Raw genomic sequence first — 11,815 nt, 5'->3', positions numbered from 1 at the left:
CTGACACACCGCTATCGCTAGCAGGCTAGCTCCCACATTGGATTTGAGGTGTGCTTACAACACTGAAGCGGTATCCGGCAGTTTCGGCTGGCGATACAGGTCCAGCAGCACCTGATCCAGCACCGACGATGCGCCAAACGGGGCCTTGTCGTTGAGGATCGCCACCACCGCCCAGGTGTTGCCATTGACGTCGCGGCTGAAGCCGGAGATCGCGCGCACGGTGTTCAGGGTGCCGGTCTTGACGTGGGCTTCGCCGCGCATCGCGGTGGTCTTCAGGCGTTTGCGCATGGTGCCGTCGGTGCCGGCAATCGGCATCGAACTGATGAACTCGGCAGCGTACGGGCTATGCCACGCGGCTTGCAGCATCGCCGCCATTTCACGGGCGCTCACGCGTTCTGCGCGGGACAGGCCGGAACCGTTTTCCATCACCAGGTGCGGCGCGGTAATGCCTTTCTTCGCCAGCCACTGACGCACCACGCGCTGGGCCGCTTTGGCGTCATCGGCGTCGGCGTCGGTGCGGAATTTCTGGCCCAGGCTCAGGAACAGCTGCTGCGCCATGGTGTTGTTGCTGTATTTATTGATGTCGCGGATGACTTCCGCCAGGTCCGGCGAGAAGGCACGAGCCAGGACCTTGGCGTCTTTCGGCGTGGGCGCCAGAACGTCCCTGCCCTGAATGCTGCCGCCCAGTTCCTTCCAGATCGCCCGGACGGCACCGGCGGTGTACGTCGCGTGGTCGAGCAGCGACAGGTAAGTCTGCGAGCTGCAGCCATCGCCCAATTGCCCGCCGACGGTCACGGTGACGCTGCCGTCGGCCTGGGTCACCGGGTTGTAACGCACGCCACCGGTGCATTGCTTGCCGTTGACGGCCTTGACCTGGTTTTCGATGCGGATGCTGGCAATCGGCGGCTCTACCGAGATCAGCACCCGGCCGTTGTCGTTGCGCGCGACGAAGCGCAGGGCCTTGAGGTTGACCAGCAGCGAATCGGGTTTGACCAGGAACGGTTTGTTCTCGTCATTGCCGTCATCGTTGAACTCCGGCAGTTGCGGTTGCACGAAGAAGCCACGATCCAGCACCAGGTCGCCGGTGACTTGTGTCACGCCGTTGGCCCGCAGATCGCGCATCAGCAGCCAGAGTTTTTCCATGTTCAGCTTCGGATCGCCGCCACCCTTGAGGTAGAGGTTGCCGTTGAGAATGCCGCCACTGAGGGTGCCGTCGGTGTAGAACTCGGTTTTCCACTGGTGGTTCGGGCCGAGCATTTCCAGCGCTGCATAGGTGGTCACCAGTTTCATGGTGGACGCCGGGTTGACCGAGACGTCAGCGTTGAAAATGGTCGGGGTGCCAGGACCGTTGAGCGGGATCATCACCAGCGACAGGGCGTTGTCCTGCAGCTTGCTGGCCTTGAGGGCTTTTTCGACGTTGGGCGACAGCGCGGTGTTGATGGTGGCGGCGGAAAGGGGGAGGGCCAGCGGGAGAAGAAGACTGGCCAGCAGCAGTGGACGCAAAGATTTGATCATCTGAAATAAAACCCTACAGCCGAGGGGAAAAAAGACGAGGGCATGAAGATAATTTCCCTCAGTGGTCATGAAAGTGTCGGCATTATGCCCCAAGGTGTAGCGGCTTGTGCCGTGCCCGCGCCTTCTAATCCGCTATTTTTTTACCGGCGGTAACGCGTTGCGCCCAGAGAGTCGGGCAATTGGCGGCTTAAACTGCTAAAGTGCCGCCCGTTATTACTTATGAGGATTGTTCCAATGGCGACTAACCGTTCCCAGCGTCTGCGCAAAAAACTGTGCGTCGATGAATTTCAAGAGCTGGGTTTCGAGCTGAACCTGGATTTCAAAGAAGATTTGGCTGATGAAGCCATTGATGCTTTCCTCGACGCGTTCCTGAAAGAAGCCATGGAAGCCAACGGTCTGGGCTATGTTGGCGGCGACGACTTCGGTCTGGTTTGCCTGCAGAAACGTGGCTCGGTGTCCGAAGAGCAGCGTGCAGCTGTTGAAGCCTGGCTCAAAGGCCGCAGCGAACTGACTGAAGTCACCGTCAGCCCGCTGATCGACGTCTGGTACCCGGAAAAGCCGATCAATCCGGTAGCTTGATGTCATAAAAAACGGCGACCCAAGGGTCGCCGTTTTTTTATGCCTGTCAGAAACCACCGCCCGCTCCCCTGTGGGAGCGAGCCTGCTCGCGATGGACTTCAGAGCACCGCGGGGTATCAGATTCCCCGCGTAATCGTTAACGTCCATCGCGAGCAGGCTCGCTCCTACAGGGGGCGGTGTGTATCAAGCAGCCTTGCGCCAATTCAGGATCACCAGCGTCAACACCCCCGCCACAATCCCCCAGAACGCCGAACCAACGGAAAACAGCGTCAACCCCGACGCCGTGACCATAAAGGTGATCAGCGCCGCTTCGCGTTCCTTCACTTCGGCCATGGCAATGCTCAAGCCATTGATGATCGAGCCGAACAACGCCAGTGCCGCAATCGACAGCACCAGTTCTTTGGGGAGCGCGGCAAACAGCGCCGCCAGCGTCGCGCCGAACACCCCGGCAATCCCGTAGAAAACCCCGCACCACACGGCGGCCGTGTAACGCTTGTTGCTGTCTTCGTGGGCATGCGGCCCGGTGCAGATCGCTGCGCTGATGGCGGCCAGGTTGATCCCGTGGGAACCGAACGGCGCCAGCAGCAGCGAGGCGATGCCCGTCGTAGTAATCAGCGGCGAGGCCGGCACGGTGTAGCCGTCGGCGCGCAGCACCGCAATGCCTGGCATGTTCTGCGAGGTCATCGCCACCACGAACAATGGAATGCCGATGCTGATGGTCGCGGCCAGGGAGAAGTGCGGCGTGGTCCAGACCGGCGTCGCCACTTCCAGGTGAAACGCGCTGAAATCCAGCAGCCCCATGAACCCTGACAGCGCCGTGCCGATCAGCAGCGCAGCGAGTACCGCGTAGCGCGGCGACAGGCGCTTGACCACCAGGTAGGTGAAAAACATCCCCAGCACCAGCGCGGTGCGATGTTGGGCGGCGACGAAGATTTCGCTGCCGATCTTGAACAGAATCCCGGCCAGCAACGCGGCGGCCAATGAGGCTGGAATCTTCTTCACCAGGCGTTCGAAGCTGCCGGTCAAGCCACACACGGTGACCAGCACGGCGCAGGTCATGTAGGCACCAATGGCTTCGCCGTAGCTCACACCGCCCAGGCTGGTGATCAGCAACGCCGCGCCGGGTGTCGACCACGCGATGGTGATCGGCGTGCGATAACGCAGGGACAGGCCAATCGAACACACCGCCATGCCAATGGAAATCGCCCAGATCCACGACGAAATCTGCCCGCTGCTCAGGCCTGCCGCTTGCCCGGCCTGGAACATCAACACCAGGGAGCTGGTGTAGCCGGTCATCATCGCGATGAACCCGGCGACGATGGCGGAAGGGGACGTGTCCGCCAATGGGCGGAGCTGCGTGTGCGTGGCGTCGTTCATGACAACGGTGTTCCTTAATACGTACGAAAATACCCAAAGCAACACAATCCCCTTGTAGGAGCGAGCGGTGCGGCGTTCCGACTTGCCCGCGAAGGCGTCATATCATTCAACATTGATGTCAACTGACACGACGCCTTCGCGGGCAAGCCTCGCTCCTACAGGGGAGCGCATTGGGCTGCGGATTCTGCGGATAAGCCTAAACTCAAACGTAAGCAATCGTTGCGATACAGCAAAGGCGACAAACAGCCGTACAGTCGTGTTGCCACCATCCATTGTGTACAATCGCGGTATTTTTTACGCGATACTTGCCAGCGACCCACTGTGCCGTATTACAGTCACGGTCAATTCGCCGCAGTTCTCCCGACTCGAGTGCCCATGAACGAACAGTTGCAACCCCTCAAGAAACAACCGCGAGCAGGCAAAGCCGGCCGCAGCGGTACCCAGGACGATATTGTCTACGCGCATATCTTCGAGGCCATCCTCGAACAGCGCCTGGCGCCCGGCACCAAGTTGAGCGAAGAAGCGCTGGGGGAAATTTTCGGGGTCAGTCGCACCATCATTCGCCGCGCGCTGTCGCGCCTGGCCCATGAAGGCGTCGTGCTGTTGCGGCCGAATCGCGGCGCGGTGGTTGCCAGCCCGAGTGTCGAGGAGGCGCGCCAGGTGTTCCTCGCCCGCCGTCTGGTCGAGCGCGCGATCACTGAACTGGCCGTGCAGCACGCCACCGCCGAGCAGATCGCCGAGTTGCGGCAGATGGTCAACGACGAGCGCGACAGCTTTTCCCGTGGCGATCGCGGTGCCGGCATTCGTCTGTCGGGCGAATTCCACCTGAAACTGGCCGAAGCGGCGAAGAATGCACCGCTGATCAGCTTCCAGCGCAGCCTGGTGTCCCAGACTTCGTTGATCATCGCGCAGTACGAAAGTGGCAACCGTTCGCACTGTTCCTATGACGAACACACCCAACTGATCGACGCGATCGAAGCGCGCAACGGTGAGCTGGCGGTGAACCTGATGATGCATCACATGGACCACATCGACAGCAAACTCAACCTCGACGAAGAAAGCGCGTCGGATGATTTGCATGCGGTGTTCTCGCATTTGTTGCAGACCAAGAAGCCAGGGCGTTCGCCAGCGAAAATCTGATAGACCGCGGCGCTGCCTTCGCGGGCAAGCCTCGCTCCTACGGGGTTTACGCTGTACCTGTAGGAGCGAGGCTTGCCCGCGAAGGCGACCTCAAAGCCAATAAAAATCCCCCGCAACCATCGATTGCGGGGGATTTTTTTATGCCCGAAAAACCCTAGCGCTGATGCACCTGATTCCCCGCCGCATACGTCTGCAACACCGTCCGGTCATCCCCCAGCGTCATCAACACAAACAACGTCTCGGCAATGTTGTTCGCCTGCTTCAAGCGGTAGCTCAGCAACGGCGTGGCGTTGTAATCCAGTACCAGGAAGTCCGCGTCGGTGCCCGGCTGCAGTGTGCCGATCTTGTCTTCCAACCGCAGTGCTCGTGCGCCGCCCAGCGTCGCCAGGTACAACGATTTGAACGGGCTCAGTCGCGCCCCTTGCAGTTGCATGACCTTGTACGCCTCGTTCAATGTTTGCAGCAGCGAGAAACTGGTGCCGCCGCCCACATCGGTGCCGATGCCGACATTGAGTTTGTGCTTCTCGGCCATCGGCAGGTTGAACAGGCCGCTGCCGAGGAAGAAGTTCGAAGTCGGGCAGAACGAGATGGCCGAGCCGGTTTCTGCCAATCGCGCGCATTCGTCATCGCACAGGTGCACACCGTGGGCGAACACCGAGCGCTCGCCGAGCAACTGGTAGTGATCGTAGACGTCGAGGTAGCCTTTACGCTCCGGGAACAGCTCCTTGACCCACTCGATTTCCTTGAGGTTTTCGCTGATGTGGGTCTGCATGTACAGGTCCGGATATTCACTCAGCAGCTGACCGGCGAGGGTCAGTTGTTCCGGGGTGCTGGTCGGGGCGAAACGCGGCGTGACGGCGTAGTGCAAGCGACCCTTGCCGTGCCAGCGCTCGATCAGCGCCTTGCTTTCGACGTAGCTGGATTCGGCGGTGTCGGTCAGGTAGTCCGGCGCGTTGCGGTCCATCATCACCTTGCCGGCGATCATCCGCAGATCCAGCTGTTCAGCCGCTTCGAAGAACGAATTCACCGATTGCGGGTGCACGCTGCCGAATACCAGCGCAGTGGTGGTGCCGTTGCGCAGCAGTTCCTTGATGAAAATGTCTGCGACTTCGTCGGCGTGAGTCTTGTCGGCGAACTGGCTTTCACACGGGAAGGTGTAGGTGTTGAGCCAGTCCAGCAACTGCTCGCCGTAGGCACCGACCATGCCGGTTTGCGGCAAGTGGATGTGGGTGTCGATGAAACCGGGGGTGATCAGCGCGTCCTGATAATGAGTGATCTCGATATCGGCGGGCAGGGTTGGCAGCAATTCGCTGGCGTGACCGAGCGCGCTGATCTGGCCGTTATCGACCACCAGCAAACCGTCTTCGAAATACTCGTACGAGGCTTCGATCCCCACTTCAGCGGGGTCGGCGATGCTGTGCAGGATGGCGGCGCGGTAGGCTTTGCGAGTCAGAGGCATGGGCGTTCTCAATTAGAGGCTTGGCTGCGGCGTGAGGCAGGCAGCAATTTGGCAATCGACGATCCGGCGCTGGCGGTGTGCTGGCCGAAATTCGCGTTATAGGTGGCGATGATTTCGCCGGCGATGGAGATGGCGATTTCCACAGGCAATTTGCCTTTGACTTCGCCGATGCCCATCGGGCAGCGCATGCGTTGCAGCACGCTGCTGTCAAAACCACGGTCGCGCAGGCGGTGTTCGAACTTCACCCGTTTGGTTTTCGAACCGATCAGGCCGAAGTAGGCGAAGTCGTTGCGCTTGAGGATCGCAGCGGTGAGTTCAAGGTCGAGCTGATGATTGTGGGTCATGACGATGCAGTAGCTGCCGGCGGGCAGGTCGTCGATTTCATCCACCGGCTCTTCGGCGACGATTTTGCGCACGCCGTGGGGGATCTGTTCAGGGAATTCATCTTCCCGCGAATCGATCCAGCGCACCCGGCAGGGCAGGCTGGCGAGCAGCGGCACCAGTGCGCGACCGACATGGCCGGCACCGAACACGGCGATCTGCGCCTGTACCTGGCCCATCGGTTCGAACAGCAACACGGTCACGCCGCCGCAGCACTGGCCGAGGCTGGCGCCGAGGCTGAAGCGCTCCAGGTGCGTGTCCTGCTTGCCACTGGCGAGCATTTCGCGGCCGATCTGCATGGCCTTGTATTCCAGATGCCCGCCACCGATGGTGTCGAAGGTCTGGCTGGCGCTGATGACCATTTTTGAACCGGCATTGCGCGGCGTCGAGCCGAGCTCTTCGATGATGGTCACCAACACGCAGGGTTCACCGCGGTTTTGCAGGTCGGCGAGGGCGTCGATCCAGTTGTACATATTCACCTCAACATTTCTGTTGTCTATCCGGGCCTCATCGCTAGCAGGCTAGCTCCCACAGTTGATCGCATTCCCCTGTGGGAGCTAGCCTGCTAGCGATTGGCCGCGCCTCGGTCTTAGAGCGAAGCCAACTCGGTTTCGGTTTCAACGGCCTTCGCCGCCTTCAACTGCCGCATCTGCTCACAGCCCCACAACACCCGCTCCGGCGTCGCCGGCGCATCGATTTTCGGTTGATGTTTGTAATCACCCAGACTCGCCACGGCGTCCTTGATCGCACACCACGACGCGATGCCGAGCATGAACGGCGGCTCGCCCACAGCCTTGGAATGGAACACCGTGTCTTCCGGGTTCTTGCGGTTTTCCACCAGCTTCACCCGCAGGTCCAGCGGCATGTCCGCCACCGCCGGAATCTTGTAGCTCGCCGGGCCGTTGGTCATCAGTTTGCCCTTGGCATTCCAGACCAGTTCTTCCATGGTCAGCCAGCCCATGCCCTGGATGAAACCGCCCTCGACCTGACCGATGTCGATGGCCGGGTTCAGCGAGGCGCCGACGTCGTGGAGAATGTCGGTGCGCAGCATTTTGTACTCGCCGGTCAGCGTATCGACGATCACTTCGCAGCACGCCGCGCCGAACGCGTAGTAGTAGAACGGCCGACCACGTGCCTGGCTGCGGTCGTAGAAGATTTTCGGGGTCTTGTAGAAGCCGGTGCTCGACAGCGAGACCTGAGCGAAATACGCCTGCTGGATCAGCGCTTCGAACGTCAGGATGTGATCGCGAACCCGTACGTGACCGTTGTGGAATTCCACGTCTTCTTCGCTGACCTTGTACTGGCGCGCAGCAAATTCCACCAGGCGTTTCTTGATGATTTCCGCCGCGTTTTGCGCAGCTTTGCCGTTCAAGTCAGCACCGCTGGAGGCGGCGGTCGGCGAGGTGTTCGGCACCTTGTCGGTGTTGGTCGCGGTGATCTGCACGCGGTCCATTTCCACCTGGAACACTTCGGCCACGACCTGCGCGACTTTGGTGTTCAAGCCCTGGCCCATTTCCGTGCCACCGTGGTTCAGGTGGATGCTGCCGTCGGTGTAGACGTGCACCAGCGCACCGGCCTGGTTGAGGAAACTGGCGGTGAAGGAAATACCGAATTTCACCGGGGTCAGCGCCAGGCCTTTTTTCAGGATCGGGCTGTTGGCGTTGTAGCGGCGGATCGCTTCGCGGCGCTCGGCGTACTGGCTGCTTTCTTCCAGTTCGGCGGTCATTTCCTCGAGCATGTTGTGCTCGACGGTCTGGTAGTAATGGGTGACGTTGCGCTCGGTCTTGCCGTAGTAGTTGGCCTTGCGCACCGCCAGCGGGTCGAGGGCCAGATGCCGGGCAATCGCGTCCATCACTTCTTCGATGGCGACCATGCCTTGCGGGCCGCCGAAGCCACGGTAAGCGGTGTTCGACGCGGTGTTGGTCTTGCAGCGATGACCGTTGATGGTCGCATCGCCGAGGTAGTACGAGTTGTCGGCGTGGAACATCGCACGGTCGACAATCGAGTTCGACAGGTCCGGCGAGCAGCCGCAGTTACCCGCCAGTTCCAGCTGGATGCCGTGCAGGCGCCCGCTGTCGTCAAAGCCCACGTCGTACTCGACATAGAACGGGTGACGCTTGCCGGTCATCAGCATGTCTTCAACGCGCGGCAGGCGCATTTTGGTTGGCTGGCCGGTGAGGTGCGCGATGACGGCGCACAAACATGCCGGGCTCGCCGCCTGGGTTTCCTTGCCGCCGAAACCACCGCCCATGCGGCGCATGTCGACGACGATTTTGTTCATCGACACGTCCAGCACTTCCGCCACCAGTTTCTGTACTTCGGTGGGGTTTTGCGTGGAGCAGTAGACGATCATCCCGCCGTCTTCAGTGGGCATCACCGACGAGATCTGCGTTTCGAGGTAGAAGTGCTCCTGGCCGCCAATGTGCAGCGTGCCCTGGATACGATTTTTCGCTGTCGTCAACGCGCCCGCTGAATCACCACGTTCATGGGTGTGACTGTCCAGCACGAAATGCTTCTTGCGAAAGGCCTCGACCACGTCCAGCACCGGTTCCAGGTCTTCGTATTCGATCACCGCGGCCATGGCAGCTTTGCGTGCGGTCTCCAGGTCGCGGGCGGCCACGGCCATGACGACCTGACCGACGAACTGCACCGTGTCTATGGCCAGCAACGGATCACCGGGCATCAGCGGGCCGATGTCTTTCAGCCCCGGCACGTCTTCGTGGGTGATGGCGATGCGCACGCCTTCGAAGGCGTAGCAAGGCTTGGTGTCGATGCTGATGATTTTCGCGTGAGCGCGGTCCGACAGCCGTGCGTAAACGTGCAGCTGGTTCGGAAATTCCAGACGGTCGTCGATGTACTGCGCCTCACCGGACACATGCTTGGCGGCGCTGTCGTGCTTGACGCTGCGGCCGACGCCGGTGGTCAGGTCCTTGGCGAACAGTTCAGCCAGTTCGGCTTGGGTCTTCTCTACAGCGTGATGATTAGACATAAGCGGTCACCCGAGTCTCGATGTGCGGCGTTTGCAGTTCAATGAAGTATTTGCGCAGCAGGTTTTGCGCGCTGAGCAGGCGGTATTCCTTGCTGGCGCGGAAGTCCGAGAGCGGCGTGAAATCTTCGGCCAGTGCGGCGCAGGCGCGTTCGACGGTGGCGTTGTTGAACGGTGAACCGAGTAATACGGCTTCGCAGTTGGCGGCGCGTTTCGGGATGGCAGCCATGCCGCCGAAGGCAACGCGTGCGTCGGCGATCACACCGTTTTCCAAGCGGATGTTGAAGGCGGCGCAAACGGCGGAAATGTCATCGTCCAGACGCTTGGAAACCTTGTACGCACGGAACAGTTGTTCGGCGCTGGCACGCGGCACGATGATCTTCTCGATGAACTCGCTTTCCTGACGCGCCGTGACGCGGTAATCGATGAAGTAATCTTCCAGGGCCAGGGTGCGGCGGGTTTCGCCCTTGCACAGCACAATCTGCGCACCCAAGGCGATCAGCAGCGGTGGCGAGTCACCGATCGGCGAGGCGTTGCCAATGTTGCCGCCGAGGGTGCCCTGGTTGCGGATCTGCAACGAAGCGAAGCGATGCAGCAATTCGCCGAAGTCCGGGTACTCGGCGTTCAAGGCTTCATAGCAATCGGAGAGGGCGGTGGCGGCGCCGATTTCCAGGCGATCGTCAAAGCGTTCGATGCGCTTCATCTCGGCGACGTTGCCGACGTAAATCATCACCGGCAGCGTGCGGTGGAACTGCGTGACTTCCAGCGCCAGGTCCGTACCGCCGGCCAGCAGCCGGGCCTGTGGATAAGCGTCGTAGAGGTCGGCCAGATCGGCGACGGTCAGCGGCACCAGGCAGCGCTTGTCGCCGCTGTTGAGTTCGCCGATATCGGTCGGCGCGATGGCCTTCAGACGTGCAATGGTCTCGGCTTCGCGAGCGTCGAATTGATCGGGTTGCTTGCCGCAGCAGGATTGCTCGGCGGCTTGCAGAATCGGCCGATAGCCGGTGCAGCGGCAGAGGTTGCCGGCCAGTGCTTCGTGCGCTTTATGCGAGTCCGGTTGTTCGCTGTTCTTTTGCAGCGCGAACAGCGACATCACGAAACCGGGGGTGCAGAAGCCGCATTGCGAGCCGTGGCACTCGACCATGGCTTTCTGCACGCTGTGCAGTTCGCCTTGGTGCTTGAGGTCTTCGACGCTGATCAGTTGTTTGCCATGCAGCGACGAAACGAACGTCAGGCACGAGTTGAGGCTGCGATAGCGAATGTGTTCGCGGCCATCGTCATCCGTTTGCAACTCGCCGACCACCACGGTGCAGGCGCCGCAGTCACCGCTGGCGCAACCTTCTTTGGTGCCGGGTTTGCCCACATGGTCGCGCAGATAATTGAGCACGGTCAGGTTTGGGTCCAGGGCGTGCTCGCTACGGAGTTCCTGGTTAAGTAAAAACTGGATCACGGAAGGCCTCGCAGACTCATTATTGTTGTTAACCGACTTGGACCGAATTTATCAGGTCTGACTTTGCGGTCAATGATTTTCTGACTTAAAGGTCAGGAAATAGCATTTTGTCGATCAACGACTCGTTCCTTCATTATTGACCCTTGCGGGTTAGCCTGCTTTTTGCGGGATTCGTGCCAAAAACCGCCGAGTGGGCACTCCGCCATGACCCCTCATGTGCGCTACACTGCGCCGCTTGTACAGATCGAAGAATTTGAAGGACACCCATGACGTTCAAGGCGCCGGACAGCCTCGCCGAGCAAATTGCTCACCACCTCGCCGAACGCATCATTCGTGGCGAAATGAAGCCCGGGGAGCGCATCCAGGAACAGAAGGTCACGCTGGCCCTCAATGTCAGCCGCGGCTCGGTCCGCGAAGCCTTGCTGATCCTCGAGCGTCGCCACCTGATCGCGATCCTGCCGCGACGCGGCGCGCATGTGACCGAACTCACCGCCCACAAGGTGCAGAGCCTGTGCGCGCTGATGGGCGAGATGTACATCCTGCTCGCCAATGCCGTGGCCACTGGCTGGCAAGTCCAGGCCGACCTGGCGCCGTTCGTGCAGATCCAGCAGCGCCTGACCGCGAGCTACGAGCGCCAGGACATCCATGCCTTCGTCGACGACAGTTTCAATGTGATGCGCGCCACGTACGGGTTTGCCAACAACCCGTACTTGCAGGAAACCGTCGAGAATCTGCAACCGGCCATGAGCCGTGCGTACTTCCTCGCCCTGGAGCAGCGCAAGGCCTCGATGAGCGAGTATCTGGAACTGTTCGAACGCTTGCTCGCGGCCGTGATCGCCCGTGACCATGCGCTGATTCGCACCGTGCTGACCGCGTATTGCCAGCGCAGTTGCGATCTGGTGATTTCTGCCCTGACGGACGCTTAAGC

9 protein-coding genes are annotated in these 11,815 nt (G+C 60.6%); 3 read left to right on the top strand and 6 right to left on the bottom strand.

Translation table 11 applies throughout. The features are described from left to right. Positions 1 to 54: 54 nt before the first annotated feature. Positions 55 to 1,515 (bottom strand): D-alanyl-D-alanine carboxypeptidase/D-alanyl-D-alanine-endopeptidase, encoded by a 1,461-nt coding sequence (dacB, locus tag IB246_RS16870; protein ID WP_008037767.1) that lies wholly within the window; start codon positions 1,513 to 1,515, stop codon positions 55 to 57. Between the two features lie 234 nt (positions 1,516 to 1,749). Here dacB and IB246_RS16865 point away from each other — a divergent pair, with 234 nt between their 5' ends. Beyond that, the gene (locus IB246_RS16865) at positions 1,750 to 2,094 is read left to right on the top strand and encodes a YggL family protein (RefSeq protein ID WP_008027379.1); all 345 of its coding nucleotides are present in this window, start codon (positions 1,750 to 1,752) and stop codon (positions 2,092 to 2,094) included. A 183-nt stretch (positions 2,095 to 2,277) separates the two neighbouring features. On the opposite strand, the gene IB246_RS16860 is transcribed toward IB246_RS16865, so the two are convergent. Next, positions 2,278 to 3,471, bottom strand: a complete 1,194-nt coding sequence (locus IB246_RS16860) for a benzoate/H(+) symporter BenE family transporter (protein WP_008037765.1) — start codon at positions 3,469 to 3,471, stop codon at positions 2,278 to 2,280. Positions 3,472 to 3,846: 375 nt separating this feature from the next. Between IB246_RS16860 and IB246_RS16855 the strand changes: the two genes are divergently transcribed. After that, positions 3,847 to 4,611, top strand: a complete 765-nt coding sequence (locus tag IB246_RS16855; RefSeq protein ID WP_008027375.1) for a GntR family transcriptional regulator — start codon at positions 3,847 to 3,849, stop codon at positions 4,609 to 4,611. 154 nt (positions 4,612 to 4,765) lie between these two features. Here the strand turns inward: IB246_RS16855 and guaD are convergent, their stop codons facing one another. From guaD to xdhA, 4 genes are all read right to left on the bottom strand, one after another. Further along, positions 4,766 to 6,070, bottom strand: a complete 1,305-nt coding sequence (gene guaD, locus IB246_RS16850) for a guanine deaminase (RefSeq protein WP_008027372.1) — start codon at positions 6,068 to 6,070, stop codon at positions 4,766 to 4,768. 8 nt (positions 6,071 to 6,078) lie between these two features. Further along, positions 6,079 to 6,924 (bottom strand): xanthine dehydrogenase accessory protein XdhC, encoded by an 846-nt coding sequence (gene xdhC / locus IB246_RS16845; RefSeq protein ID WP_008027370.1) that lies wholly within the window; start codon positions 6,922 to 6,924, stop codon positions 6,079 to 6,081. Between the two features lie 116 nt (positions 6,925 to 7,040). Next, entirely contained in the window at positions 7,041 to 9,440 is a 2,400-nt protein-coding gene (xdhB, locus tag IB246_RS16840) for a xanthine dehydrogenase molybdopterin binding subunit (RefSeq protein ID WP_008037762.1), read from the bottom strand. Then, the gene (xdhA, locus tag IB246_RS16835; protein WP_008037760.1) at positions 9,433 to 10,887 is read right to left on the bottom strand and encodes a xanthine dehydrogenase small subunit; all 1,455 of its coding nucleotides are present in this window, start codon (positions 10,885 to 10,887) and stop codon (positions 9,433 to 9,435) included. Before xdhA ends, xdhB begins: the two co-directional genes overlap by 8 nt. 266 nt (positions 10,888 to 11,153) lie before the next feature. Here xdhA and IB246_RS16830 point away from each other — a divergent pair, with 266 nt between their 5' ends. Continuing rightward, positions 11,154 to 11,813, top strand: a complete 660-nt coding sequence (locus tag IB246_RS16830) for a GntR family transcriptional regulator (protein ID WP_008037757.1) — start codon at positions 11,154 to 11,156, stop codon at positions 11,811 to 11,813. The last annotated feature ends 2 nt before the right edge of the window (positions 11,814 to 11,815 follow it).

This window comes from Pseudomonas sp. PDM01, from assembly GCF_014852325.1.
GTDB lineage: Bacteria > Pseudomonadota > Gammaproteobacteria > Pseudomonadales > Pseudomonadaceae > Aquipseudomonas > Aquipseudomonas migulae.
The sequence above is the reverse complement of the archived record's forward strand: the minus strand, read 5'-3'. Positions and strand labels throughout refer to the sequence as shown.